The 23,156-nt window shown below is 68.1% G+C and carries 21 protein-coding genes and 1 pseudogene; 7 read left to right on the forward strand and 15 right to left on the reverse strand.

Annotated elements, in window-relative coordinates; all coding sequences use genetic code 11:
- Positions 1-12: 12 nt before the first annotated feature.
- Positions 13-2,628 (reverse strand): DNA mismatch repair protein MutS, encoded by a 2,616-nt coding sequence (mutS, locus tag AAW00_RS09785; protein ID WP_047004145.1) that lies wholly within the window; start codon positions 2,626-2,628, stop codon positions 13-15.
- A gap of 124 nt (positions 2,629-2,752) precedes the next feature.
- Here mutS and AAW00_RS09790 point away from each other — a divergent pair, with 124 nt between their 5' ends.
- Positions 2,753-5,017, forward strand: a complete 2,265-nt coding sequence (locus tag AAW00_RS09790) for an NADP-dependent malic enzyme (protein ID WP_047004146.1) — start codon at positions 2,753-2,755, stop codon at positions 5,015-5,017.
- Between the two features lie 24 nt (positions 5,018-5,041).
- Here AAW00_RS09790 and trmB read toward each other — a convergent pair whose 3' ends face one another.
- From trmB to lptB, 9 genes are all read right to left on the reverse strand, one after another.
- Complete coding sequence (gene trmB, locus AAW00_RS09795) at positions 5,042-5,770, reverse strand: tRNA (guanine(46)-N(7))-methyltransferase TrmB (RefSeq protein ID WP_047004147.1); 729 nt, start codon at positions 5,768-5,770, stop codon at positions 5,042-5,044.
- A gap of 92 nt (positions 5,771-5,862) precedes the next feature.
- Positions 5,863-6,627, reverse strand: coding sequence for a sulfite exporter TauE/SafE family protein (locus AAW00_RS09800; protein WP_047004148.1), 765 nt, complete (start codon positions 6,625-6,627; stop codon positions 5,863-5,865).
- 106 nt (positions 6,628-6,733) lie between these two features.
- Positions 6,734-7,159 (reverse strand): response regulator, encoded by a 426-nt coding sequence (locus AAW00_RS09805; protein WP_047004149.1) that lies wholly within the window; start codon positions 7,157-7,159, stop codon positions 6,734-6,736.
- 172 nt (positions 7,160-7,331) lie between these two features.
- A complete protein-coding gene (gene ctrA, locus AAW00_RS09810) occupies positions 7,332-8,027 on the reverse strand; it encodes a response regulator transcription factor CtrA (RefSeq protein ID WP_047004150.1) in 696 nt (231 codons plus the stop codon).
- A 474-nt stretch (positions 8,028-8,501) separates the two neighbouring features.
- On the reverse strand, positions 8,502-9,011 hold the full coding sequence (locus AAW00_RS09815) for a hypothetical protein (protein ID WP_052761865.1): 510 nt from the start codon (positions 9,009-9,011) through the stop codon (positions 8,502-8,504).
- 53 nt (positions 9,012-9,064) lie between these two features.
- Positions 9,065-9,355: a type II toxin-antitoxin system RelE/ParE family toxin gene (locus AAW00_RS09820; protein ID WP_047004151.1), complete on the reverse strand. Its 291-nt coding sequence runs from the start codon at positions 9,353-9,355 to the stop codon at positions 9,065-9,067.
- The gene (locus AAW00_RS09825) at positions 9,348-9,596 is read right to left on the reverse strand and encodes a type II toxin-antitoxin system ParD family antitoxin (protein ID WP_047004152.1); all 249 of its coding nucleotides are present in this window, start codon (positions 9,594-9,596) and stop codon (positions 9,348-9,350) included. Before AAW00_RS09825 ends, AAW00_RS09820 begins: the two co-directional genes overlap by 8 nt.
- A 516-nt stretch (positions 9,597-10,112) precedes the next feature.
- On the reverse strand, positions 10,113-11,552 hold the full coding sequence (gene rpoN / locus AAW00_RS09830) for an RNA polymerase factor sigma-54 (protein ID WP_047004153.1): 1,440 nt from the start codon (positions 11,550-11,552) through the stop codon (positions 10,113-10,115).
- Between the two features lie 26 nt (positions 11,553-11,578).
- Positions 11,579-12,388, reverse strand: a complete 810-nt coding sequence (lptB, locus tag AAW00_RS09835) for an LPS export ABC transporter ATP-binding protein (protein ID WP_047004562.1) — start codon at positions 12,386-12,388, stop codon at positions 11,579-11,581.
- 196 nt (positions 12,389-12,584) lie between these two features.
- On the opposite strand from lptB, the gene AAW00_RS09840 reads away from it, so the two are divergent.
- Entirely contained in the window at positions 12,585-12,986 is a 402-nt protein-coding gene (locus AAW00_RS09840) for a hypothetical protein (RefSeq protein WP_047004154.1), read from the forward strand.
- 29 nt (positions 12,987-13,015) lie between these two features.
- Complete coding sequence (locus tag AAW00_RS09845; protein ID WP_241461683.1) at positions 13,016-14,398, forward strand: mechanosensitive ion channel family protein; 1,383 nt, start codon at positions 13,016-13,018, stop codon at positions 14,396-14,398.
- Positions 14,399-14,428: 30 nt separating this feature from the next.
- On the opposite strand, the gene AAW00_RS09850 is transcribed toward AAW00_RS09845, so the two are convergent.
- The 5 genes from AAW00_RS09850 to AAW00_RS09870 all read right to left on the reverse strand — a co-directional run bounded on the left by AAW00_RS09850 (position 14,429) and on the right by AAW00_RS09870 (position 19,246).
- Positions 14,429-14,719, reverse strand: a complete 291-nt coding sequence (locus tag AAW00_RS09850; RefSeq protein WP_047004155.1) for a GIY-YIG nuclease family protein — start codon at positions 14,717-14,719, stop codon at positions 14,429-14,431.
- 65 nt (positions 14,720-14,784) lie between these two features.
- Positions 14,785-15,984, reverse strand: coding sequence for a pyrophosphate--fructose-6-phosphate 1-phosphotransferase (locus tag AAW00_RS09855; RefSeq protein ID WP_047004156.1), 1,200 nt, complete (start codon positions 15,982-15,984; stop codon positions 14,785-14,787).
- Between the two features lie 13 nt (positions 15,985-15,997).
- Positions 15,998-16,540, reverse strand: coding sequence for an inorganic diphosphatase (gene ppa / locus AAW00_RS09860; protein ID WP_047004157.1), 543 nt, complete (start codon positions 16,538-16,540; stop codon positions 15,998-16,000).
- A gap of 92 nt (positions 16,541-16,632) precedes the next feature.
- Positions 16,633-18,519, reverse strand: coding sequence for a M61 family metallopeptidase (locus tag AAW00_RS09865; protein WP_047004158.1), 1,887 nt, complete (start codon positions 18,517-18,519; stop codon positions 16,633-16,635).
- Positions 18,520-18,565: 46 nt separating this feature from the next.
- Positions 18,566-19,246 (reverse strand): DUF1345 domain-containing protein, encoded by a 681-nt coding sequence (locus AAW00_RS09870; RefSeq protein ID WP_047004159.1) that lies wholly within the window; start codon positions 19,244-19,246, stop codon positions 18,566-18,568.
- A gap of 97 nt (positions 19,247-19,343) precedes the next feature.
- Between AAW00_RS09870 and hisS the strand changes: the two genes are divergently transcribed.
- The 4 genes and pseudogenes from hisS to prmC all read left to right on the forward strand — a co-directional run bounded on the left by hisS (position 19,344) and on the right by prmC (position 23,082).
- A complete protein-coding gene (gene hisS, locus AAW00_RS09875; protein ID WP_047004160.1) occupies positions 19,344-20,627 on the forward strand; it encodes a histidine--tRNA ligase in 1,284 nt (427 codons plus the stop codon).
- A gap of 102 nt (positions 20,628-20,729) precedes the next feature.
- Positions 20,730-21,797: a peptide chain release factor 1 gene (gene prfA, locus AAW00_RS09880; RefSeq protein WP_047004161.1), complete on the forward strand. Its 1,068-nt coding sequence runs from the start codon at positions 20,730-20,732 to the stop codon at positions 21,795-21,797.
- 76 nt (positions 21,798-21,873) lie between these two features.
- Positions 21,874-22,104 (forward strand): annotated as a pseudogene (locus AAW00_RS15450) (endonuclease domain-containing protein); the annotation flags it as partial.
- 135 nt (positions 22,105-22,239) lie between these two features.
- Positions 22,240-23,082 carry a peptide chain release factor N(5)-glutamine methyltransferase gene (prmC, locus tag AAW00_RS09885; protein ID WP_169747304.1) on the forward strand — a complete coding sequence of 281 codons (843 nt, stop codon included), beginning with the start codon at positions 22,240-22,242 and terminating at the stop codon, positions 23,080-23,082.
- Positions 23,083-23,156 lie beyond the last annotated feature (74 nt).

A 23,156-nucleotide genomic window follows, 5' to 3' on the forward strand; every position in this document is an offset into this window, starting at 1 on the left:
GAGCAAGGATTGTCAGTCGGCCGCCTCGCGCTTCAACCTGTAGAGCATTTCCAGCGCCTCGCGCGGGCTCAGCGCGTCGACGTCCACCTCCGCGAGCAGGTCGCGCAGGGTGTCGCACTGTTCCTCCTCGGCCTGAAAGGCGGCGGCGAACAGCGGCAGGTCGCCGAGCCCCGCCGCCAGCCCGCCCGTTTCCGCGCGCCCCTTCTCCAGCTTGTCCAGCACCGAGCGTGCGCGCTTCACCACCGCCTCGGGCACGCCCGCGAGCTTCGCAACGGCGAGGCCGTAGCTGCGGTCCGCCGCGCCCTCGGCCACCTCGTGCAGCAGGACGAGGTCGCCCTTCCACTCGCGCGCGCGGACGTGGTGGAGGCTCAGCGCCTCGCAGCTTTCCGCCAGCCGCGCCATTTCGTGATAGTGGGTGGCGAACAGGCAGCGGCAGCGGTTGGTTTCGTGGATGGCCTCGGCCACGGCCCATGCGAGCGCGAGGCCATCGTAGGTAGAGGTTCCGCGCCCCACCTCGTCGAGGATGACGAAGCTGCGCGGCCCTGCCTGCTGCAGGATTGCGGCGGTCTCGACCATCTCGACCATGAAGGTGGAGCGCCCGCGCGCGAGATTGTCCGAGGCGCCGACGCGGCTGAAGAGCTGGTCGACGAGGCCGATCCGCGCGGCCTTGGCGGGTACGAAGCCGCCCGCCTGTGCGAGCAGCACGATCAGCGCGTTCTGCCGCAGGAACGTGCTCTTGCCGCCCATGTTGGGCCCGCCGACCAGCCACAGCCGGTCATGCTCGCCCAGCGCGCAGTCGTTGGCGACGAAACGCTCGCCGCCCTTCGAGAGCGCCGCCTCGACCACCGGATGCCGCCCCGCCTCGATGGCGAGCGCCGGCTCGTCGACGATCTCCGGCTGGCACCATTCGCCTTCGCTCGCCCGCTCGGCCTGTCCCGCCGCGACGTCGAGACGGGCGAGCGCGGCGGCGGTGGCGGCCACGGCTTCGCGCCGCTGCGCCACCCGCTCCACCAGGTCCTCGAAATGCGCGTCCTCCGCCGCCTGCGCGTGGCCGCCCGCCTCGGCAATGCGGCTCGCTTCCTCGTGCAGGGTGAGCGAGTTGAAGCGCACGACGTTGGCCATGGTCTGGCGGTGGGTGAAGCCGCTCTCGGGCGCCATCAGCTTGTCGGCGTGCTTGCTCGGCACCTCGATGAAATAGCCGAGCACGCCGTTGTGGCGAATCTTCAGCGCGGGCGTGCCGGTCTCGTCGCGGTAGCGGGCCTCCATCGCGGCGATGGCGCGGCGGGCATTGCCGGAAACCTCGCGAAGCTCGTCGAGCGCATGGTCGTAGCCTGCCGCGATGAATCCGCCGTTCTGCCGCTCGGTGGGCGGCGCGGGCACCAGCGCGCGCCCGAGGAGGTCGGTCAGTTCGGCATGGCCGGTCAGCGCAGGCAGCAGGCCGTCGAGCAGCGCGGGCCGGTCGGCCTTGCCCTTCAGCACGTCGTGCACCCGCCGCGCCTCGATCAACCCGTCGCGCACCTGCCCGAGATCGCGTGGGGAGCCGCGTCCCGCCACAAGCCGCCCGAGCGCGCGGCCGAGGTCGGGCAGGGCGCGCAGCAGGCTCCGCAGGTCGGCGCGCAGCAACGGGTCGCGGTGCAACCACCCGACGAGCGACAGCCGCGCCTCGATGCTCGCGCGATCCACCAGCGGCGCAGCGAGGTCTTCCGCCAGCAGCCGTGCGCCCGCCCCGGTCACGCAGCGATCGATGGCGGCGATCAGGCTCCCGGCGCGCCCGCCCTGCTGGCTGGCGAGGATCTCGAGGCTGGCACGCGTCGCCTCGTCCATCGCCATGTGCTCGCCCGAGGCACGCGCCACGGGCGGCAGTAGCAGCGGCAGCGTTCCGCGCCCGGCGTGGTCGAGATAGGCGAGGAGGCCACCTGCCGCCGCCAGCATGGCGCGCGAGAACTGGCCGAACCCGTCGAGCGTCGCCACGCCGTGCACCGACTTTAATCGCGCCTCGCCGCCCTCGCTGGCGAAGTCCGCGCGCGGGCGCGCCACGGCCTCCAGCGGTGCCTCGGTCCAGTCCTCGGGTGCCACGCACTCGCTCGCCCCCACGCGTGCCAGCGCCGCGCCCAGCCGCTCGGGCGCACATTCCTCCAGCACCATCGCGCCGGTCGAGATGTCGACCGAGGCCACTCCGCACACGCCGCGCAATTCGCACACGGCGGCGAGCACGTTCGCCCGGCGCGGTTCGAGCAGCGCCTCCTCGGTCAGCGTGCCGGCGGTGACGAAGCGCACGATGTCGCGCCGCACCAGCGCCTTCGAGCTCGGCGTGCCCTCGCGCTTGGCCCGTGCGCGCGCCTCGTCCGGCGTTTCCACCTGCTCGGCGATGGCGACGCGGCAGCCGGCCTTGATCAGCCGCGCGAGGTAGCCTTCGGCCGCGTGCACCGGCACCCCGCACATCGGCACCGGATCGCCGCCGTGCTCGCCGCGGGCTGTCAGCGCGATGTCGAGCACCTGCGCCGCGGTCCGCGCATCGTCGAAGAACAGCTCGAAGAAGTCGCCCATGCGGTAGAACAGCAGGCAGTCGCCGGCCTCGGCCTTCAGGCCAAGGTACTGCTGCATCATCGGGGTGGGCTGGGCTGTCATCGCTTGGCATTCACGCCTAGCGGGGCGCGAAGCGATTCGGGAAGGGCAGGGCGCGGCCCTATCCCCTATCGCTCCCGCCAAAGCCTCTCTATGGCTGAGTCCGAGAGCAAGGAGAGGCGCACAGGTGGCCGAAGAGAAGACCAGCAGTTTCACGGCGCGCGAAGCGCTGTTCTACCACGAGACCATCCGGCCCGGTAAGATCGAGATCATCGCCTCCAAGCCGATGACGACGCAGCGCGACCTCAGCCTCGCCTATTCGCCGGGCGTCGCCGTGCCGGTGGAGGCCATCGCCGCCGATCCCGCCTGCGCCGCGCGCTACACCGCCCGCTCCAACCTCGTCGCCGTCATTTCCAACGGCACCGCCATCCTCGGCCTCGGCAACCTCGGCGCGCTGGCATCGAAGCCGGTGATGGAAGGCAAGGCGGTGCTGTTCAAGCGCTTCGCCGACGTCGATTCCATCGATATCGAGCTCGACACCGAGGACCCCGAGGCCTTTATCAACGCGGTCGCGCTGATGGAGCCGAGCTTCGGTGGCATCAACTTGGAAGACATTGCCGCGCCCGAATGCTTCATCATCGAGCAGGCGCTGCGCGAGCGGATGAATATCCCCGTCATGCACGACGACCAGCACGGCACGGCGATCATCGCGGCGGCGGGTCTCATCAACGCCTGCTACCTCACCGGCCGCGACCTCAAGGACGTGAAGATGGTGGTGAACGGCGCGGGCGCCTCGGCGCTCGCCTGCACGGCGCTGATCAAGTCGGTCGGCGTGCCGCACGAGAACGTGATCGTGTGCGACCGCTCCGGTCCGATCTACCCGGGCCGCGAGGGCGTGGACCAGTGGAAGAGCGCGCACGCCGTGCCCACCGACGCGCGCACGCTGGAGGAAGCGCTGGCGGGCGCGGACATCTTCCTCGGCCTCTCCGCCGCGGGTGCGCTGAAGCCCGAGTGGGTGGCGGCGATGGCCGACCAGCCGATCATCTTTGCCATGGCCAATCCCGTGCCCGAGATCATGCCGGAGGAGGCGCAGGCCGTGCGCCCCGATGCCATCATCGCCACCGGCCGCAGCGACTACCCCAACCAGGTCAACAACGTGCTGGGCTTCCCCTTCATCTTCCGCGGCGCGCTCGACGTGCGGGCGACCGCGATCAACGAGGAGATGAAGGTCGCCGCCGCGAGAGCCATCGCCGAGCTGGCGCGCGAGCGGGTGCCCGAAGAAGTCGCCGCGGCCTACGGCGTCAACCACCAGTTCGGGCGCGAATACATCATTCCGGCGCCCTTCGATCCGCGCCTGATGGAGCGCGTTTCGTGCGCGGTGGCCAAGGCGGCGATGGATTCGGGCGTGGCGCAGGATCCCATCGAGGATTTCGAAGCCTATGCGCTCAAGCTGCGCAGCCGCCTCAATCCCACCACCTCGGCGCTCACCCGCGTCTACGAGGATGCCAAAGCCAATCCCAAGCGCATGGTCTTCGCCGAGGCGGAGGAGGAGGTGGCCCTGCGCGCCGCGATCCAGTTCCGCGACTTTGGCTACGGCACGCCGATCCTGGTGGGCCGCACGGAAAAGGTGCTCGAGAAGCTGGAGGAGCTCGGCGTCGATGATCCCGAGAGCTTCGAGATCGAGAACTCGAATACCTCCGAGCACATCGAGCCGATGGTCGATTTCCTCTACAAGCGGCTGCAACGACGCGGGTATACGGAACGCGACGTGCGCCGCATGGTGAACCAGGAGCGCAACGTCTTTGCCGCCCTGCTGGTGGCGCTCGACATCGGCGATGGGATGATCACCGGTCTCACCCGCACCTACGCCCAGTCGGCGCGCGAGATCGCCCGCGTGCTCGATGCCAAGCCCGGCGCGACGCCCTTCGGCGTGCACATGGTAATCGGAAAGAACCACACGACCTTCCTCGCCGACACCACGATCAACGAGCGGCCCAGCGCCGAGCAGCTCGCCCACATCGCCAAGGAAACCGCCGCCGTGGCGCGGCGCATGGGGCACGAGCCGCGCGTGGCCTTCCTGTCCTACTCCACCTTCGGCAACCCGCCCGGCCAGTGGCTCGGCAACATCCGCGACGCCGTGGCGATCCTCGATGCCGACGAGAGCGTGAACTTCGAGTACGAGGGCGAGATGGCGCCCGATGCGGCGCTCAACGAAAAGGTCATGGCGCTCTATCCTTTCAGTCGCCTGTCGGGCCCGGCCAACGTGCTGATCTTCCCCGGCCTGCAGAGCGCCAATCTCTCGGCCAAGCTGCTGCGCGAGCTTTCCGGCGACACCACCATCGGGCCGATGATGATCGGCTCGGAAAAACCCGTGCAGATCGCGCCCATGACATCGATCGCGCCCGACATCCTCACGCTCGCCGTGCTGGCGACGGCCGGCGTGGTGGGCTGACCGAGGCTCGCCGGGCGGGTGCGCTCAACGCCTGCGGAAGCGGAAGTACCAGACCTCGTGGCCGTAGACCGTGCGGGCCTTGTGCTCGTAGCGCGTCTCGGACCAGCCGGAGGGGCGGTTGCGGAAGCCATCCGGCCCCTCGATCACCCATTCGAACGGCGCGTCCGGCCCGCTGGTGAAGCGGCGCATCACCATCAGCGCATGCCGCACGTAGACCGGGTGGTCGGTGCCAAAACGCAGTTCGCCGCCCGGCTTCAGCTTGTCCGCCATCAGCCGCACCGGCCCGTCGTTCATCATCCGCCGCTTGGCGTGCCGGGCCTTGGGCCAGGGGTCGGGGTGGAGGAGGTAAATCATCGTCAGCGCACCGTCGGGCACGCGGGCGAGAATCTCCAACGCGTCGCCGTGGTGCATGCGGACATTGGCGAGCCGCCCGCCGCCCTCATGTCCGTCGCGCACGTGCACCAGAGCCTGCGCGACGCCGTTCAGGAACGGCTCGGCGCCGATGAAGCCGTGGTCGGGCAGCAGGTCGGCGCGGTAGGCGAGGTGCTCGCCGCCGCCGAAGCCGATCTCGAAGTGCAGTGGGCGCTCGTCGCCGAACAGCGCGGTCGATGTTACCGGGCCATTCGCTGGCACGGCGATCTGCGGCAGCAGCGTCTCGACGAGGTCGGCCTGCGCGGCGCGCAGCGGCTTGCCGTGGCTGCGCCCGTACAGCCGCCCCAGCGTGGTCGGATCGCCTTCCTTGTTCGCGCTCATGGGCGCGCCTCTAGCGAGCAAGGGAGAGCTTTGCCAGTCATCGCGCAGACCCGCCGTTCAGCGTTCCGGCGCTGTAGGACAGCGGATTCGCGTCAGCCCCAGGCCGTCCACACGCCATAGGCGCTGGTGACCGTCAGCACGATGCCCACGAGGATCAGCATGAGCTTGGGGCTGAAGTGCTTGGCGGCAAAGGCACCGATGGGCGCGGCCACGATGCCGCCGATCAGCAGGCCCAGCGTCGCCCCGGCGAGGTCGGCCACGCCGAGATGGAAGATGAAGGTGGCCGAGACCGCCACGGTCAGGAAGAATTCCGCCGAGTTGACCGTCCCCACGACCTTGCGCGGATCGGCACCCTGGATCAGCAGGTTGCTCGTTACCACCGGCCCCCAGCCGCCGCCGCCCGCGGCATCCAGGAAACCGCCGACCAGTCCCAGCGGGGCGACGTGCTTTGCCACCTTCTGCTTGGGCGGATAGAACAGGCCGCGCACCAGCAGGTAGATGCCGATGCCGGCGAGGTAGATCAGCACGAAGGGTTTCACCACCGAGGCATCGATGGAGCTGAGCAGGTAGGCCCCCGTCACCCCGCCGATGACCCCGGGAATCACCAGCCGGGCGAACAGCGCCTTATCGATGTTGCCGTTCAGCAGGTGGCTGATGCCGCTGGTGGCGGTGGTGAAGCATTCGACCACATGGACGCGCTGGCTGGCGAGTGCCGGGGGCACGCCCAGCAGGCCGACCAGCAGCGTGTTGCAGATCACCCCGAAGGCCATGCCCAGCGCGCCGTCCACCAGTTGCGCGGCGAAGCCGATGAGGATGAATGGCAGGAGCGCCGTGAGGTCGATACCGAGAACTTCCATCGGGCAGGCGCTTTCGAGCAGTTGCGTCGGCCCGCAAGTAGCCGCGCGCAAATCACCCGGCGAGAAGGATTTTCTTTATCGGCACCGCGGCCGTTCCTTTTTGCGCTCAGGCGGCGCGGGCGAGCGCCGGATTGATTGCCGGGGCCACCCGGCGCTGCTCGCGGACCTCGTCCAGCAGGGCGATGAGCTGGCGCGGCCTGACCGGCTTCTGCACCAGCCGGTCGGCGATCGGGTCGCCCCCGAGCGCGGCGAGGCGGGCGATGTCGTACCCGGTCACCAGCATGGTGGTCATGCCGGGATAGTCGCGGCCGATCGCGCGCAGCAGCTGGGTGCCGTCTTCGACGCCCTCCAGCGCATGGTCGACGAAGGCCACGTCGGGCCGGCACTCGGCGAACATGCGCCGCGCGCCCGCTGCGCAGGCCGCTTCGCCGACGCCGGTGTGGCCGGCCGCGGCACAGATCTCGCGCAGCAGAAAGGTCATGATCGCATCGTCCTCGACGATGGCAACCCGCAGGCTTTCGCCCCGCTCCATAGACAATCCCCCCGATGTCGATCCCACGACTTAGTGAGCGAGAGGAAGAAGGAATTCTATCGGGAGAAGCGCGTAGCCGACCCCGCCGCGGTGGAGATTGGCCGTGACGCAGGACGCCCGGCGGCGCGTAGCCACCGGGCGTCCTTCAAAACCCCGTCCAGGGCTAGGAATTTCAGGCGGCGACCTGTTCGGCCTCCGGGTCGCGCAGCACGTAGCCGCGGCCCCACACGGTCTCGATGTAGTTGTCCCCGCCGCACGCGCTCGACAGCTTCTTGCGCAGCTTGCAGATGAACACGTCGATGATCTTGAGTTCGGGTTCGTCCATGCCGCCGTAGAGGTGGTTGAGGAACATTTCCTTGGTCAGCGTGGTGCCCTTGCGGAGCGAAAGCAGCTCCAGCATGGCGTATTCCTTGCCGGTCAGGTGGACCCGCGCGCCGTCGACCTCGACGGTCTTGGCATCGAGGTTCACCGCCAGCTTGCCGGTGCGGATGACCGACTGGCTGTGGCCCTTGGAGCGGCGGACCACGGCGTGAATGCGGGCGACCAGCTCGTCGCGGTGGAAGGGCTTGGTGACGTAGTCGTCCGCGCCGAAACCGAAGGAGCGGATCTTCGAGTCCATCTCGGCGATGCCCGACAGGATCAGAACCGGCGTCTGCACCTTGGCGACGCGCAGCTTCTTGAGCACGTCGTATCCGTGCATGTCGGGCAGGTTCAGGTCGAGCAGGATGATGTCGTAATCATAGAGCTTGCCCAGATCGAGGCCTTCCTCGCCCAGGTCCGTCTGGTAGACGTTGAAGCCTTCGGCCGTCAGCATCAGCTCGATCGCCTTGGCGGTGGTCGGCTCGTCTTCGATCAACAGAACGCGCATCTTTGGAACCCCTTTGTCCCCGTTCGGTAACCCCCGGTAAAGGGGTGTTGCCGCGAATTAACCACGAGCCTTGTCACCGAAAAAGGTTAACAATGGGTTTCACGCGTTAAGACTTTCTGGGTGAGTCCTTTGGGTGACAGTTTTGGTTTTGCGTTTCCGCCTCCGCGGAAACGTCCTCGGCGCTGTTCTCTCCGCCGGGGCTGCGCTCCGGCTGCGAGGCGCCTGCGGGCGGCCGTTCGGCCTTGCCTTCGCTGCGCTCGGTTGGGTCGCTCGCTGTTAAGAGGTTTGCGCGGAAGTCTTAAGATCGGCGGTTTTCACCCACCTGTCACCCCGGACTTGTTCCGGGGCAGCGCTTCCTTCCCCGAAGTTGACACTGTCAAGCGAGCCTCCCGCCAGAAACCGCGCATTTCCGCCATTCTCGCGCCATTCCAAAGTTGACACTCCGCCGGGTGAGCGGAAAAACTTGCGCGCCCCTCACTCCTCGTCCCAGGTCTGCGGGCCGGTCTCCACGCGCTTCACCAGGCTGCCGAACTCGTCGGGTTCGTAGCCAGAGAAGGGGTGGCTGGCGAAGGGCTCCTCGCCGCGGAAGCGGTCGCGCATGGCGAGGAGGGCCACGGTCAGCCGCTCGTCGTAGCGGCGCGAGGTGCCGACGAGTTCGCCCTTGTAGTAGTGCGGCACCTCCACCCCGTTGAGCGCGCGTTCGAGCGCCACGCTGGCGAGGCTGTCCACCCCGCACAGCAGCGCCGCCGTCCACGCCCGGTCGAACGGCTCGCCCTTCAGCCTTGCGCGCAGGGCATAGGCCGACTGTCGGCTCATCCCCACCGCCTTCGCCGCCCGGCTGACGCAATGCGTCGCTCCCAGCTCGCGCAGGAAATCCGCCTGCCGCTCGGCGGTCCAGCCGTCGTGGCGGGTGGCGGGGAGGGTGTTGGCGGTAGCCTCGGCCGGTTGGGCGGAGGCGGCAATGATGGGGGTGTGATGTGTCATGCCGCGCAGCGAGGCATGCGGCGGGGGGTGTAGGAAAGGGTTTTCTCGCAGGGTTACAGGTGACGCTCGAAATCCACGCCGTGATGCAGGACGCGCACGATTAGCACCGCATTTTCGCTTGGCAGGTAGAAGACGACATGCGCCTGCTGCCTGATGCGGCGCAGGCCCGGCGCAAGCTCGTCCGCGCTGCGACCGAGGTTCGGATTGTCGAGCAACGAGGCGAAGCACGCCTTGAATTGGTCGCGGTAAGTCCGCGTTTGTTCGATACCGAACTCGGCTATCGTGTAATCGGCGATGTCTGAAAGATCGTTCTCGGCTCGCCGGCTGAGCCGCAGCTCACGCATCGGCTGCGCGCCTTTCAGCGTCGCCCCAGATTTCGTCGAGCGTCCTCTCGCTTATGCCGCCAGTCAGCCCCTCGGCAATGGCGTCGCGGAGGTTGGCGAGCTTGTCCTGCGCCTCCTGGTCGCGGCGGACGAGGTCGCGAATATACTCGCTGTCATTGATAAAGGCACCGCGGCGGATCTGCGCCTTGATAAATGCGTCCTGCGTGTCGCTCAGGGTGATGGTCTTACGGACGACTGGCATCCCAGAAAAATATCATACTTTTGGTGCAGGCGGCAAGGATGTGGTGCGGGATGCCTATTGGAGTGAGGGATTTCAGGACTGCGACGCGGCTTCACCAAAGATGGAAAGCTGCCGTTGCATTAAGGTTGGAAAGGAAACATACCGGAGGGTATGTCCCTCTATAAAAAATCGTGGCTGTTCATGGTTTGGGTTCTCTTCGTCTTCTTAACTTTCCCAGTGTGGATGCCAACGCTGCATCGAACCTTGGGCGACTTTGGCATGCTTGTGGGATTAGCTTTCTGGCTCGGTCATGGAGTCTTGGCGCTGTTCGCATTCCGGTGTCCCGATTGCGGCCTTTCCCCATTTCAAAGCAATAAGGGCTTTTTCGCTTGGTCCACGCCTTGGCCTAGGAAGACATGCGGTCACTGTGGCCGTAGCCATAGCAACCAATCTTTCGACGGCTGAGAGGTCGAAAGCGAAAATTCAGCTTTTGGTTGGCCGAGATGCTCAAGCTGACCCTTACATACGCGAATTCGCTCACATCCCCGCCAGTTTCTTCGCCCTTCGCCGCTGCACGCTCGACCCGATCCCGATCGCCTCGCGGTATTTCGCCACCGTGCGCCGCGCCAGGTCGAAGCCTTCGGCCTTGAGCAGGTCCACCAGCGCGTCGTCGGAGAGCACCTTCTTCGGGTCCTCGGCGTCGCACAGGGCGCGGATGCGGGCCTTGACCGCTTCGGCGCTGGCGCCTTCGCCGTCGGCTCCGCCGCCCACGCCGCTGGAGAAGAAATACTTGAGCTCGAAGGTGCCGCGTTCGCAGTGGAGGTACTTGTTGCTCGTCACGCGGCTGACGGTGCTCTCGTGCATTTCGATGGCCTCGGCGATCTTCGCCAGCGTCAGCGGCTTCAGTTCGGAGACGCCCTTGCGGAAGAAGCCCGCCTGCTGCTTCACGATCTCGGCGGCGACCTTGAGGATGGTCTTCTGCCGCTGGTCCAGCGCCTTGATCAGCCAGTTGGCGTCGGCCAGCTTCTCGCTCAGCCAGCTTTTCGCTTGCCTGCTCGCCGCGCCCTGGCGCAGTTCGACGTAGTAGCCGCGGTTGACCACGAGGCGGGGCAGGGTCTCCTCGTTGAGGCGGATGTCCCAGCCATCGGTCCCGCTGGGCGTGAGCAGGATGTCCGGCACCACCGCCGCGCTCCCGCCGCCGCCGAATTTCAGCCCCGGCCGGGGGTCGTAGCTCCTGAGTTCGGCGAGCATTTCGGCGAGGTCGTCCTCGTCCACGCGGCAGATGCGGCGGAGGTGGGCAAAGGCCCCGGCGGCGACGAGTTCGAGGTTGTCGATCATCACCTGCATGCAAGGGTCATAACGGTCCGCCTCGATCGCCTGCAGCGCGAGACATTCGGACAAGGAGCGCGCGCCCACGCCCGTCGGGTCGAGCGACTGGACGACGCTCAGCGCATCCTCGACGTCGGAGAGCGGCACGCCGAGCGCCGCGGCGACCTCGCGCAGGGGAGTGGTGAGATAGCCCGCCTCGTCGAGCAGGTTGATGAGGTGGCGGGCGACGAAGCACAGGTGTTCGTTCGGGGCGCAGACGCCTACCTGCGCCTCGAGGTGGCGGGCGAGCGTGGTCTCCTCGTCGGAGCGGTTCTCGAAATCGAACCCCTCACTGTCGCCCCCGGTGGAGCCCTGCGCCGACCAGTCGCCGGTGTCGCGGTCGCGGTCGAGCGCGGTAGCGTCGATGTCGAGCGCGCTTTCGCCGTCCGCGTCGGGCGTGGCATCGTGCGGTTCCGCCTCTTTTGGCGCCTCGCGGTCCTCGGCCCGCATCTCGCCCGCTTCCAGCAGCGGGTTGTTCTCCAGCGCCTCGCCGATGAAGGTCTCGATCTCGAGGTTCGACAGCGCCAGCAGCTTGATCGCCTGCTGCAACTGCGGCGTCATCACCAGCGATTGCGATTGCCTGAGATCCAGTCTCGGACCGAGCGCCATCTGTTAAACCCCCTCCCGCTCCGTCATCAGAGCGTGAAGTTCTCGCCGAGGTAGAGGCGCTTGACGTTCTCGTCCGCCACCAGTTCCTGCGGGCTTCCGGCAAACAGCACCTGGCCGCCGTAGATGATGCAGGCGCGGTCGACGATGTCCAACGTCTCGCGCACGTTGTGGTCGGTGATGAGCACGCCGATGCCGCGGCCCTTCAGGTCCTTCACCAGGTCGCGGATGTCGCTGATGGAGAGCGGGTCGATGCCGGCGAATGGCTCGTCGAGCAGCATGATCGAGGGCTTGGCCGCCAGCGCGCGGGCGATCTCGCACCGGCGACGCTCGCCGCCCGACAGCGCCATGGCCGGGCTGGCGCGCAGGCGGGTGAGGCCGAATTCGTCGAGCAGCCGCTCCAGTTCGGCGGCGCGAGTGGCCTTGTCGGGCTCCACCATGTCCAGCACGCAGGCGATGTTCTGTTCCACCGTCATGCCGCGAAAGATGCTGGTTTCCTGCGGCAGGTAGCCGAGGCCGAGGATCGCGCGCCGGTACATCGGCAGCTTGGTCACGTCGACACCGTCCATCAGGATACGGCCCGAATCGGGGCGGACGAGGCCCATGATGGAATAGAAGCACGTCGTCTTGCCCGCGCCGTTGGGGCCCAGCAGGCCCAGCACCTCGCCCTTCGCCACGCTCAGCGAGATGTCGGAGAGCACGCTGCGCTTGTCGTAGCTCTTGGCGATGGAGACGACCTCCAGCCCGCCTTCGGGCGGCAGCGGCGGCGCGGCGGCGGCGGGCGCTTCCGCGATGCTCTGCTCCAGCGCGTCCTGGTCGAGAAATCCGCTGTCGGCCATGTCGTCCTGTGCACTCATGCCGGTTCCTCTAGCACGGCCCCGCCCGGTTGAAAGGTCTTTGCCCGAACGCCCTGGTAGGATTCGTGCATGACGTGTCCGAATGCTGGACGAGACGCATGAACGGCGCATTACCCCGCTTGCCAAGGGGGCCTCGGCTGTGCTTGTCTGCCGGCAGGGATTGGAGAGGAGACTGCGCATGGACAAGGCGGTCAACGGGACGCTTTCGCACGGCCGGCAGGCGGAAGGCCGCGGTGCGGCACGAACGGCACGCAAGCTCGACTGGCGGCGCAAGGTCAGCGACCATGTCGCCTTCGGGCTGCTGGTCTACACGGGCATGCACATCTTCTGGACGATGACCCAGCTCAAGAGCGACGGCGGCTCCATCATGCCCTATTTCGCGCTCATCGTGCTGGTCGCCGCGATCATTCCCGCGTGCCGGTGGATGGAAGATCGCTGGAACGTCCTGAGCGATGCCGAGGCCGCCGACCCGGCGCTGCGACCCGTCTTCACCCGCGAGATGGCGCTGCTGTGGATCGCCGCCGTGGGCCTGCCGGTCGCGCTGACCTACGCCTTCAAGGGCATGGCCGCGCTGTTCTGAGACCGCTCGCGCGCCTCTTCGCCGCACTCGTGCTGGCAGGGGCGCTGCTCGCCGGTCCGGCATGGGCTGCAAGCCCGCTCGAGAGCCCCGCACCCGAGGCCAGCGAAAGCGCCGCGCCCGCCGCGGGCTCGATCGATGTCGAGCGCGATCCCGCGCAGGACGACCGCATCGCCGCGCGGCTGGCCGATATCTTCGCCAATGTGCCCAGCCTCGCAGGTGTCGAGGCCAGCGTCCGCCAGGGCGTCGTCACCCTCACGGGCACCGCGCCCGATGCCGAGGCGGTGGACCGGGCGGAGGCCATCGCCGCCGGGGTGGAGGGCGTCGTGACGGTCGAGAACGCGGTGGAGCGCGACGTCTCGGTCAATGTGGGCGGGTCCATCGGCGGGCTGGGCGAGAAACTGCGAGAGCTACTGCGGATGCTGCCGCTGGTGGGCATGGCGCTGCTGGTCGCCGCGCTCATCATCGGCTTCGGCTACCTTCTCGCCTCGCTTGGGCGCGTGTGGCACCGGCTGGCGCCCAACAGCTTCCTCGCCGAGCTGATCGCGAGCGCCATCCGCTTCGTCTTCATCGTGTTGGCGCTGGTTGTCGCGCTCGACATGATCGGGGCGGGCACGTTGATGGGCGCGGTACTGGGCGGGGCGGGCGTGGTCGGCATCGCATTGGGTTTCGCCATGCGCGACACGGTGGAGAACTACGTCGCGTCACTCATGCTGAGCCTGCGCCAGCCCTTCCGCGCCAACGACCACGTGGTGATCGAGGACTTCGAGGGCCGCGTCATCCGCCTGACCAGCCGCGCGACGGTGCTGATGACGCTGGACGGAAACCACCTGCGCATTCCCAATTCCACCGTCTTCAAGGCTGTCATCCTCAACTACACGCGCAACCCGCAGCGCCGATTCGACTTCACCCTTGGCGTCGATGCCGACGACGATGCCATGGCGGCGCGGCAACTGGGGCGCGAGACCCTGCGCGGGCTCGACTTCGTGCTCGACAACCCGGCGGCGGAAGTCCGCATCACCGAGGTCGGCGACAGCAACGTGGCGCTGCAGTTCCTCGGCTGGGTCGATCAGCGCGAGACCGACTGGTACAAGGCCAGGACCCGCGCCATCGCCGCCTGCAAGGTGGCGCTGGAGGGCGCGGGGTTCGCCCTGCCCGAACCGATCTACCGCCTCCGCTTCGACCCGCGCACCAGCGCGCTGCCGTTCGAGAACCTGGGGGAGCATTTGAAAGGCGAGGGTGCCGGGAAGCCCGCGCCCTCACCCGCGCCCAAGCCTGCACCGGCCCCGGTCACCGGCCACGCCGAGGACGTGAAACCCGACGACGAGATCGAGCGTATGGTCGATGCCGAACGACGCGAGGGCGGCGGGGACCAGGCCAACGACCTGCTCGATCACTCGCGCCCGGTGGAGTGACGGTCGTGCAATTACGTGAGCTGGGATCGCTCACAGTCCAGCGAGACGCTCGTACAAATCATCCCATGCCGGGTTGATCGTCTCGATAAGCTCGATCTTCCATTCCCGTTTCCACGCCTTCATCGCCTTCTCACGCACGATGGCCGCGTGAATGTCGTCGTGCTGTTCGGCGTAAACGAGCCGGGTCAGCCCATAGCGACGGCAGAAAGCCGAGCCTTTGCCCGTGCGGTGCTGGTGGACCCGGAACGGCAGGTCTGAAGTCACCCCGATGTAGAGCACGCCGCCCGGCCTGTTCGACATGATGTAGACCCAGCCGCCCATTGCTCATCGGTAGTGTCTTGACGACAGCGATCCCAGCTTTCGTTGGGGCGAGGGGTGCGGCGATTTCACCCTTGCCCGATCTCGCCCAGCAACTTTTGGAACCAGCCCACGGAGGTATCGAAGGCCTTTCCTCCCTTGATGCGCTCGAACTCGATCACGCGCATCGCATCGCCGCCCTCCTCGTCCTGGCCGACGACGCCGCTTTCCCCTCGCAGGGCGGCTGCAACCGCCATGTCGCAGCACTGCGCGATCAGTTCGCGGTCGGCCTGGTTGGCGGGGGCGGAGCGGGAAAAGTAGCCGCTCTTCTGCACCAGCACCTTTTCCGCGCCCAAGGCTTCGGCGAAGCGGGCGGCGAACCACTGGCCGGGGTTGATCTTGTCGAGCTTGACGTGGCCGAAGGCATCGCGCGGCACCTCTTCGCCGGCGGCCTCCATCGCGCCCACGATCTCGCGCGAGCCGGCGCCCTCGGAGATGAACAGGTTGACCCCGCCGTTGGCATCCATGATCGCCTTCAGGCGTGCCACCTCGGCATCGAGGTCGAGCGCCATTTCGGGGATGTAGACGCCGTGGACGTCCCAGCGGGCGGCGGCGTTGTCGACCCACTCGACGAAGGGCGCGGTCTTGACCCATTTGTGGTGTTCGCGCGCGGTGGCGGCGGTCAGCCAGCCGCAGTTGCGGCCCATCACCTCGTGCACGATCAGCATGCGTGGATTGGCGCTGAACTCGGCGATGATGTTGCGGGCGTAGAGTGCGCCCTGCTCCGCCGCCGTCCAAGCGCCTAGCGATTGCCTGATCGGCACCACGTCGTTGTCGATGGTCTTGGGCAGGCCGACCACGGTGAGGTCATGCCCGTTCTCGCGCAGGTAGGCGGCAAGGTCGGCGGCGGCGGTGTTGGTATCGTCCCCGCCGATGGTGTGGAGGATGTCCACCCCGTCAACGGTCAGTTGGCGGGCGGCGACCTCCAGCGGGTTCTCGCCCGGCTGGACGAGCCCGCGCTTCACGCAGTCCTCGACGTTGGTCAGCTTCACCCGGCTGTTGCCGATGGGGCTGCCGCCGAAGGCGTGCAGGCGGCCGGCCGCCTCGCGGACCTGCGGAGTCGCCTCCACGCTGTCGCCCGTCAGCAGCCCCGCATAGCCGCCGACGTAGGCGATGATGCGGATTTCGGGCGCCTCGGCGGTGTAGCGTTCGATCAGGCCGCCGACGGCGGAGGAGAGGCAGGGGGCGAGACCGCCCGCCGTGAGGATCGCGACCGTCTGTTCCGCCATGCCTGTTCCCTCGTCAGCTGCCCTGCTTGTCGGCCTTGTAACGCTCGATGGCCTCGACCGTCACGCGCTTGGCCTCGGCGGCATCGCCCCAGGCACCCACGCGCACCCACTTCTCGGCCTCGAGGTCCTTGTAGTGGGTGAAGAAGTGCTCGATCTGCTGGAAGATGATGCTCGGCAGGTCCTTCGTCTCGCCCACGTCGGAGTAGTAGGGGAAGGTCGTGTCGACCGGCACGCAGACCAGCTTCTCGTCGCCGCCGTGCTCGTCTTCCAGGTTCAGCACGCCGATGGGCCGCGCGCGCACGACGCAGCCGGGGATGAACGGCGAGCGGGCGATCACCAGCGCATCGAGCGGGTCGCCGTCGGGCGAGAGGGTGTGCGGGACGAAGCCGTAGTTGCACGGATAGCGCATGGGCGTGTGCAGGATACGGTCGACGAACAGCGCGCCGCTTTCCTTGTCGAATTCGTACTTCACCGGCTCCCCGCCGGTCGGCACCTCGATGATGACATTGAGGCTTTCGGGCGGATTGTCGCCCGTGGGAATGTGTTCGATTCGCATGGATGCTTGTTCCCTTGATGGAAATCCGTGGCGGCATCCCCTCCCGCGACTTCGCCCGCGCCTTTAGGGCGAGCGTGTGGAGGGGGCAAGTGTCAGCGGCGGGCGGTAAGAAGTCGGTCGAGGCCCGCCTCGCCGGTGCCGGTGGGCTCCAGCCACGGATAGCGCAGGCCCTCGTAGTAGGGCAGCGCCACTTCCTCGATCCGCGCGCCGCGCTGGACGAGCAGTTCGACCGGGCGGCGGTCTTCCTTCGCGCGGGTCAGAGCGTCGGCCAGCGCCTCGCGGCTGAAGTCGGTGCCGTCGACCGCGACGATGGTGACGTCAGGCATCAGCCCGGCCTCGAACGCGGGCGATCCCCACAGCGTGCCCGAGACGGAGCCGTCGCTGCCGACTGAAATACCGAGCGAACCGGAGAAGTCCCCCGCCGCCCCGCTGCGCGCCTGCGCCGTCCAGGGGTTTGGCTCGTCCTTCCACACGAGGCGGTAGCCGCCTGCCTCGAGCCCCGCGAGCGGGGCGGGCTGGTTCGCGGTGCGGATGCGGGTGGTGAGGAACTGGGCCCAGTCGTGCGGGTGAACTGCGTTGAGCGCCGCGACCACGTCCTCGAAGGTATAGGGGTTGACGCTGTGCTCCCCGTCTGGCCCGGCGAAGAAGCGCAGGGCGAAATCGTCCATGCCGCGCCGCCCGCCGGTTTCGGCGCGGATGAGCTGGTCGGCCTCCAGCCAGACCAGCCCGGCCTCGCGGTAGTAATCGCGGTTGCGGCTGGCGGACGGCCACGGCCGGTCCGCCTGGTAGCCGAGCATGGGATCGTAGGTCGTGTCCTCCACGCTCCGCCACTCGCGCCCGGCCTGCATGGTGTAGTTCGCCGCCACGTTGGCGAGATAGCCCAGCACCATGTCCCTGGGCATGAAGCCGCTGCGCGCGGCGAGCACCCAGTCCCAGAAGCTCGTCTGCCCTTCGTAGACCCACAGCAGCCGCGCATCGATGGGCGTGTGGTAATCGGCGACGTCGAGGCCCGCCGGGCGGCGATACTTGCCGTTCCAGCTGTGGGTGAATTCGTGCGGCAGCAGGGTGTTGTCGTGCGCATTGCCGGCGAAATCGGACAGGTCGTCGCGCGTCTGCGTGTTCTCGCTGGAGCGGTGATGTTCCAGCCCGATCCCGCCGAGATCGTCGGTCAGCGCGAGCAGGAAATCGTAATGGTCGAAGCGAGGGCCGCCGAACAATAGCAGCGCTTCCTCGACCAGCGCCCGGTGCGCGGCGATGGCCTCGTCCTCGGCCTCGAGATCCTCCGCCTGGTCGCCGAATGCCTGCAATTCGACATTGCTGCCCAGGTCCCAGGTGCGGTGGTGCGCGCCGGCGAACAGCGGGGAATCAACCAGCGTCTCGTAGTCGGTGACGGCGTAGTGGACGGTATTGCGCTCCATCCGCGCACCGTCGAGCGCGCCCGCCGCCTGCCAGCCCTCGGGCAGGGTCACGCTCGGCTCCACCATGATGCGCGCTACGTCGTAGCCCGCCGGATAGAGCGACATCTTTTCCCACTGCACGTTGGCCATCGCCTCGGTGATCAGCGTGCGCCAGCCGCCGCCGGGGAAGGGCGAGGTGTAGGTCAGTTCCGCCGTCACCTGCGTCGCGCCCGCGGGCAGGGCGAGGCGGAAGGCGCTGGGCGCATAGGGCACGCGCTCCCAGCTCACCGGCCCCGCATCGGAGCTGAAGGCGAGGCGCGAAATGCGCTGGACCTGGCCCGATGCGGCATGGTTGCCGGGCAGCCACATGGGATAGACCAGCACCAGTTCCTGCGCGCCCGGCACGACCGGGATCTGCTGCACCGTGCGAAAGGCGCGGGCGCGGGTGTCGCTCGCATCGACGTGCAGGCGGATCGTGCCGGGATAGGGCGCGTCCTGCGAGGCGGGCAGCGGATCGCGGTCCTGCGCGGCGGCGGGCATGGCGAGGACGAGGGCGGCAGAAGCGAGGAAGGTGCGGATCATGGCAGGCCTGATGGCCGATTGCGGGCACCTGCGCAATCGCCGCGCGCTATCCCGCGCCCCCCAGCACGTTGATCGTAAAGGCGATTACCCCGATGTTGAACACGAAGGCGGCAAAGCAGTGCGCCAGCGCCACCTTGCGCACCGCGCCCGAGGTCATCTGCACGTCGGATGTCTGGAAGGTCATGCCCATGGTAAAGGCGAAATAGGCGAAGTCCCAGTAGTCCGGGGTATCGGTGCCGGGAAAGTCGATCCCGCCCCGGTCCCTGCCGTCCTCGCCCTCGCCGTAGAACAGGTGCGCGTAGTGCAGGGCATAGACGCCGTTGGCGAACAGCCAGATCAGCAGCAGCGTGCCCACCAGCTTGGCGACGCTCGTCATGTCGCCGCGCTGCGCGCCCGCCATCTCGCCGGTGATCGCCGCCATGACCACGAAGGTGAGCAGGCCCGTCAGCGCCAGCGTCGTCAGCCGTCCGGCATCGTTGGCGCGGGCGTGGGCGCGGATGGCCGCGGCGTCGTGCCCACGCAGCAGCGGCACCAGCGAGGCGAGGAAGACCAGCGCGGCGAAATCGAAGGCCATGGCCGTCCCGTCGCGCCAGTCGTCGGGCGGCATCAGGCCGCGATAGGTGAACCAGGCCGCCGCGAGGGTGGCGAGAAAGGCGAGGAAGCGCGGCGGCATCAGCCGGTTGCCGATACCGCGCGGGGCCTTGGTATGGGCGTGCGCCTCGCTCATGGACGAGGGGCCTAGCGCGGCGGGGGCGGCGAAGGGAGAGGCTTCTTGCGCCCGGCGCTTTGCGAATGCGCCGCCACGCGCTAAGCGCGCGCCCGTCATGAGCAAGAAAACCCCACACAGGACTCCTCAGGCGATACGCGGCACGCAGGACATCTTCGGACCCGAGGCGGAGGCGTTCGCGCACGTCGTCGAATCCTTCGAGCGCGTGCGCAAGCTCTACCGCTTTCGCCGGGTGGAAATGCCGGTATTCGAGCGGACCGAGGTGTTCAGCCGCGCCATCGGCGAGACGACCGACGTGGTCTCCAAGGAGATGTATTCGTTTGAGGATCGCGGCGGCGAGAGCCTGACCCTGCGGCCCGAATTCACCGCCGGCATCGCCCGCGCCTACATCACCAATGGCTGGCAGCAGCACGCTCCGCTGAAGGTCGCGACCCACGGCCCGCTGTTCCGCTACGAGCGCCCGCAGAAGGGCCGCTACCGCCAGTTCCACCAGATCGACGCTGAGATCATCGGCGCGGGCGAGCCGCAGGCGGATGTCGAGCTGCTGGCCATGGCCGACCAGCTCATCCGCGAGCTGGGGATCGAGGGCGTGACGCTGCACCTCAACACGCTAGGCGACGGCGACAGCCGCGAGGCGTGGCGCGCCGCGCTGATCGAATACTTCTCCGCGGTGCGCGGGGAATTGAGCGATGATTCGCAGGAGCGGCTGGAGAAGAACCCGCTGCGTATCCTGGATTCGAAAGACCCGCGCGACCGCAGGTTCGTGGAGGGTGCCCCGCGCATCGACCAGTTCCTCTCCGGCGAAGCGCAGGACTTCTTCGGCGCGGTGACGAGCGGGCTTGACGCTGCGGGCGTGAAGTGGACACGCGCCGAGAGCCTGGTTCGCGGGCTCGACTACTACCGCCACACGGCCTTCGAATTCGTGCCCGACGAGGGCTCGGCCGCGGCGGCGGCGCTCGGCTCGCAGAGCACGATCCTGGGCGGCGGGCGCTACGACGGGCTGATGGAAAGCCTCGGCGGCGCGTCGACTCCGGCGGTCGGCTGGGCTGCGGGGATCGAGCGGCTGGCGATGTTGGTGGGGGATCAGAGCGAAGGCCCGGCCAGCCTCATGGTGGTCGTCGAAGGCGACCAGCCCGAACTCCAGGCCGCAGCGCAGCGGATTCTCAGCGCCGCGCGACGTGTCGGCATCGATGGCGACATGATTGCCAGCGGTTCTCCGCGAAAGCGCTTCGACAAGGCGGTCAAGACCGGCGCTGCCGCCATCCTCTCGGTTTACGAGGAGGACGGTCGGATCGGCCATCGTCTGAAAGGCGAGGACGCAGCCCTCGCGCGGCTCGATCCCCTGTTCGGCTACATCGCCGAGGATCTCTCCGAGAACTAGCCCCCTCGTCATCCTCGCGCAGGCGGGGATCCAGCGCGCAATCGCGCCGCCGCCCCTTCTGGATTCCCGCCTTCGCGGGAATGACGTTATAGGTTGAAATCAATGACCATCCCCGCCGAACGCCTGCACCAGATCGCCAACCGCTTCGCCGAGCTCGAGGCGCGCATGGCGTCGGGCCAGCTCGAGGGCGAGGCCTTCGTCCAGGCGAGCCGCGACTATGCGGAGCTGGAGCCGGTGGCAAAGGCCGCCGCCGACGTCACCGCCATGCGCGAGGAGATCGCCGGGCTCACCGAGATGCTCGGCGACCCGGAAATGAAGGCCATGGCCGAGGAGGAGCTCGCTCAGCTCAAGGCCGCCCTGCCGGAGGCCGAGCGGGCGCTCGCCATTTCCATGCTGCCGCGCGATGCCGCCGATGCGCGGCCCGCCATGCTGGAAATCCGCGCGGGCACCGGCGGCGACGAGGCGGCGCTGTTCGCGGGCGACCTTTACCGCATGTACGAACGCTACGCCGCCGAGCAGGGCTGGCGCGTTGAGCCGGTCTCCATGGCCGCCGCCGACGTCGGTGGGTTCAAGGAGATCGTCGCCAACGTCACCGGCACCGGCGTCTTCGCCAAGCTGAAGTTCGAGGCCGGAGTTCACCGCGTCCAGCGCGTGCCCGTGACCGAGAGCGGCGGGCGCATCCACACCAGCGCGGCGACCGTGGCCGTCATGCCCGAGCCGACCGAGGTCGACGTCAGCGTGGACGAGAACGACCTCAGGATCGACATCTATCGCTCCAGCGGCGCGGGCGGGCAGCACGTCAACACCACCGACAGCGCAGTGCGGATCACCCACGTCCCCACCGGCATCGTCGTGGCGATGCAGGACGAGCGCAGCCAGCACAAGAACCGCGACAAGGCGATGAAGGTACTGCGCGCCCGCCTCTACGAGAAGCGCCGCGAGGAGGCCCACGGAGCCGAGGCCGACATGCGCCGCGCCATGGTCGGCAGCGGCGACCGCTCCGAACGCATCCGCACCTACAACTTCCCACAAGGCCGCGTCACCGACCACCGCATCGGCCTGACCCTGCACAAGCTCGACGAGGTATTGGCGGGCTCGGGGCTGGGCGAAGTCGTCGACGCGCTGATTGCCGAGGACGAGGCCAAGCGGCTGGCGGCGATGGATGGCTAAAGTCCCCTCCTCTTCAGAGGAGGGGGTTGGGGGTGGTGGCGTCTCGCGCCAGACGCTCCTCGATCGCGCTGCGGCGATGCGAAAGAACCCTCCCGAACCCGAGCGCCGATTGTGGGCAGCACTACGGCGCAGCGACTTGTCCGGTTTCAAGTTCAGGCGGCAGGCCGTCATCGGTAGTCGCATCGTTGACTTTTTTTGTCCGGCGAAAGGCCTGATCGTGGAGATTGACGGGGATACGCACGAAGCTGCTGTCGACGCGCGACGAGACGCGCAGATGCTGAGCGAGCACGGGTTTTTCACGCTGCGTTTCGGCAATCCGGATGTGATGGACAACCTCGACGGCGTGCTTGCAAGGCTGGCGGAAAGGCTTGGGGAGTTGCCCGAGCGATGGGCCCAGTCGCCCACCACCCCCCGGCCCCCTCCTCTGAAGAGGAGGGGGAGTGTGTCCGAAGCCATTCGCGAAGCCGCCCAGCGCCTCGCCGCCACCAGCGATACCGCGCGGCTCGATGCCGAGCTGTTGATGGCGCACGCGCTGGGCGTGTCGCGGTCGGACATGTTGCTGCGGTGCATGGCCGACCCGGCCCCAGCCGCCTTCGCCGCGCTGGTGGAGCGGCGCGCTGGGCACGAGCCGGTCGCGCATATCCTCGGCAGCCAGGAATTCTTCGGACGCCCCTTCGCCGTCACCCCCAACGTGCTCATACCCCGCGGCGACAGCGAAAGCGTGGTCGAGGCCGCATTGGCCGCTGCGCCCGGGGCCCGGCGCGTGCTCGATCTCGGCACCGGCTCTGGCGCGCTGCTGCTCACCCTGCTCGCCGAGCTGCCCGAGGCGAGCGGCGTCGGCATCGATGCCTCAGCGCCCGCGCTGCAGGTGGCGCAGGCCAATGCCGAGGCGCTGGGCCTTGCGGGCCGTGCGGACCTGCGCCCCGGCGACTGGACGATGCCCGGCTGGGCGGACGGGTTGGGCCGGTTCGACCTCGTCATCGCCAACCCGCCCTATGTCGAGGACGATGCCGAGCTCTCCCCCGACGTGCGCGACCATGAACCCGCCGGCGCGCTGTTCGCCGGGCCGGAGGGGCTCGACGACTACCGCGTGCTGGTGCCCCGGCTGCCCGCGCTGCTCGTGCCCGGCGGCGTGGCGGTGCTTGAGATCGGGCACCGGCAGGCGCGCGCGGTGAGCGAAATCGCCGCGCAAGCGAGCTTCGTCGCCAGCGTCCACCCCGACCTCGCCGGGCGCGACCGCGCGCTGGTGCTGCGACAAAAGGCTTGGCAAAGCCAGTTCGAGTAGTTACGTCGTGGACAAGGCCCGGGGACGGATGGACGTCCGGGGCCCGAACTCCGACATTTGCTGGACGAGGCGCT

Origin of the sequence: Aurantiacibacter luteus (assembly GCF_001010945.1) — a bacterium.
Taxonomy (GTDB): Bacteria; Pseudomonadota; Alphaproteobacteria; order Sphingomonadales; family Sphingomonadaceae; genus Alteraurantiacibacter; species Alteraurantiacibacter luteus.

Coding starts and splice junctions, on each gene's coding strand:
- prfA (WP_047004161.1), top strand. CDS start 20,730: ATGACCATCCCCGCCGAACGCCTGCACCAGATCGCCAACCGCTTCGCC.
- mutS (WP_047004145.1), bottom strand. CDS start 2,628: ATGACAGCCCAGCCCACCCCGATGATGCAGCAGTACCTTGGCCTGAAG.
- AAW00_RS09855 (WP_047004156.1), bottom strand. CDS start 15,984: ATGGCGGAACAGACGGTCGCGATCCTCACGGCGGGCGGTCTCGCCCCC.
- AAW00_RS09825 (WP_047004152.1), bottom strand. CDS start 9,596: ATGCCAGTCGTCCGTAAGACCATCACCCTGAGCGACACGCAGGACGCA.
- AAW00_RS09800 (WP_047004148.1), bottom strand. CDS start 6,627: ATGGAAGTTCTCGGTATCGACCTCACGGCGCTCCTGCCATTCATCCTC.
- AAW00_RS09820 (WP_047004151.1), bottom strand. CDS start 9,355: ATGCGTGAGCTGCGGCTCAGCCGGCGAGCCGAGAACGATCTTTCAGAC.
- AAW00_RS09865 (WP_047004158.1), bottom strand. CDS start 18,519: ATGATCCGCACCTTCCTCGCTTCTGCCGCCCTCGTCCTCGCCATGCCC.
- rpoN (WP_047004153.1), bottom strand. CDS start 11,552: ATGGCGCTCGGTCCGAGACTGGATCTCAGGCAATCGCAATCGCTGGTG.
- ctrA (WP_047004150.1), bottom strand. CDS start 8,027: ATGCGCGTTCTGTTGATCGAAGACGAGCCGACCACCGCCAAGGCGATC.
- hisS (WP_047004160.1), top strand. CDS start 19,344: ATGAGCAAGAAAACCCCACACAGGACTCCTCAGGCGATACGCGGCACG.
- AAW00_RS09805 (WP_047004149.1), bottom strand. CDS start 7,159: ATGGAGCGGGGCGAAAGCCTGCGGGTTGCCATCGTCGAGGACGATGCG.
- trmB (WP_047004147.1), bottom strand. CDS start 5,770: ATGAGCGCGAACAAGGAAGGCGATCCGACCACGCTGGGGCGGCTGTAC.
- AAW00_RS09870 (WP_047004159.1), bottom strand. CDS start 19,246: ATGAGCGAGGCGCACGCCCATACCAAGGCCCCGCGCGGTATCGGCAAC.
- ppa (WP_047004157.1), bottom strand. CDS start 16,540: ATGCGAATCGAACACATTCCCACGGGCGACAATCCGCCCGAAAGCCTC.
- AAW00_RS09815 (WP_052761865.1), bottom strand. CDS start 9,011: ATGACACATCACACCCCCATCATTGCCGCCTCCGCCCAACCGGCCGAG.
- AAW00_RS09850 (WP_047004155.1), bottom strand. CDS start 14,719: ATGGGCGGCTGGGTCTACATCATGTCGAACAGGCCGGGCGGCGTGCTC.
- AAW00_RS09840 (WP_047004154.1), top strand. CDS start 12,585: ATGGACAAGGCGGTCAACGGGACGCTTTCGCACGGCCGGCAGGCGGAA.
- lptB (WP_047004562.1), bottom strand. CDS start 12,388: ATGGCCGACAGCGGATTTCTCGACCAGGACGCGCTGGAGCAGAGCATC.